This is a genomic window from Psychrobacter sp. CMS30 (assembly GCF_904846565.1).
Taxonomy (GTDB): domain Bacteria; phylum Pseudomonadota; class Gammaproteobacteria; order Pseudomonadales; family Moraxellaceae; genus Psychrobacter; species Psychrobacter maritimus.
In genome coordinates, this window is the sequence record NZ_CAJHBF010000046.1 from 1 (window position 1) to 1,710 (window position 1,710).

The following is a 1,710-nucleotide window of genomic DNA, read 5'->3' on the forward strand; positions in this document are numbered from 1 at the left end:
AATGGCGCATTGTTATTGTTAGGGGCATCTTTATTAGCCAGTTGCCCCAATGCTTGTGCCGACAGTCCAGATGACGCATATTGCAAAAAGTTAAAGCTGACCAGTATTAAAGACAGCAGCTGTATGGCTAAGCCCATCCCAGCAAGCTTAGCGGTGTCATTCATATTACCGACAATCGCTGTATCAATGACACTTTGTAGTGGCATCGCAAGGTTGGCCAATAATACTGGCAAGGCGATGGCGATAATGCGCGCATAGCGAGTATCGATAGGCGGCATAGTACTTGGCGGCAAGGTAGATGACATAGCTTAGTCGCTTATATAACGAGGCAGAGAAGTTTAGTAATCACTTTTTACATAACTTTAAAATATAAATAATATAAAGACAAAAGCACCTAGGGTGTAGGTGCTTTTGTCAGGATAACGCTTATCAGCTTAATAACTAGCAGCTTAATAATTAAAGGGTCTAATTATTACCTTTGAGGTAAGCATTAATCTTGCTCATACATTTTTGGATCATTAAAGGTTACGATTTCTTCTTCAAACTCAGGTTTTACTTTAACGATAAAGTCATCACGTGATAAACCCATTCTTAAAGGAATAGAGCTTGCAATATAAGTCGATGAATAGGTACCTGCAAGTAAACCGATAAAGAGCGCCACTGAGAACCAGTATAGACCATCACCGCCTAAGAATAACATCGCGAGGACAACCAATAGTACGGTTGAGATAGTCATAATCGTACGGCGTAGCGTCTCTGTTAATGACAAATCAACCGTTTGACGCGGCGTGATACCACGGACACGGCGGAAGTTCTCACGGATACGGTCATAGACGACAATCGTATCGTTCAATGAATAACCAATCAAGGCCAAAATAGCCGCCAAGACCGTTAAGTCAAATGGGAAGCCAAATAATGCAAAGACCCCGATGGTCACGATAGCATCATGAAATAGCGACAATACGGCACCAAGCGCCAGCTTAAACTGAAAGCGTAGGGCAACATAACCAAGCATACAGGCCAATGCCAATACCAGCGACATGACAGAGTTTAGGTAAACTTCATTACCTACTTGGCTACCGATAATATTAACATTACTGATTTCAACATTATTATTAGGCAGTGCCAACGCTTTACTCAGACTGGCATTAAGTCCGTCGACGTTGTCAGACTGTGGTGGTAGACGTACTAAAAGCTCTTGACGCGTCCCTAAATACTGCACGACAGCATCATCAAAACCATTATCAGCCAACGCTTTAACCACTTCGACTTGTTCAGCAGGCTGCTCATAACGTACATCTGCTGAAACCCCGCCGGTGAAATCAAGACCTAGATTTAGACCATTGACGGCAATGGCGATAATACTACCAATCACCATCAGCAGTGATAGAAGTGCCATCGGCTTTTCTAACTTCATAAATGGGATGATACGTTGATCGCCAATGGCTTTGATGCCACCTTCAGCTTCTGCTGCTGCATTTCTTCAGCGTCACCTATGTCTAAATTATTTAGATTAGGATCCATTGCTTGCGTGGCCAATGCATGGCTGTCTTTACCCGCATCTTTACCGGCGCGACGGGTTTTATTTTTACTCAAGCTCGTCTTAGAAGTCTTATTGCTTTGGGTATTACTGCCTTTACCATCACGGCGCGGTTTTTTACGGCGGCGCGTACTAGCTTCGCCATTTGAGCCATTCGGTTCGGGGTTATT

At 43.5% G+C, this 1,710-nt stretch carries 1 protein-coding gene and 1 pseudogene; both read right to left on the reverse strand.

The genetic code is table 11. The features are described 5' to 3' along the window. Positions 1–305, reverse strand: a 305-nt coding sequence (locus JMX94_RS13165; RefSeq protein WP_265088974.1) for an MATE family efflux transporter, incomplete at its 3' end; no start/stop codon positions are given. Positions 306–490: 185 nt separating this feature from the next. Beyond that, a pseudogene (secF, locus tag JMX94_RS13170) lies at positions 491–1,710 on the reverse strand (protein translocase subunit SecF); the annotation flags it as partial.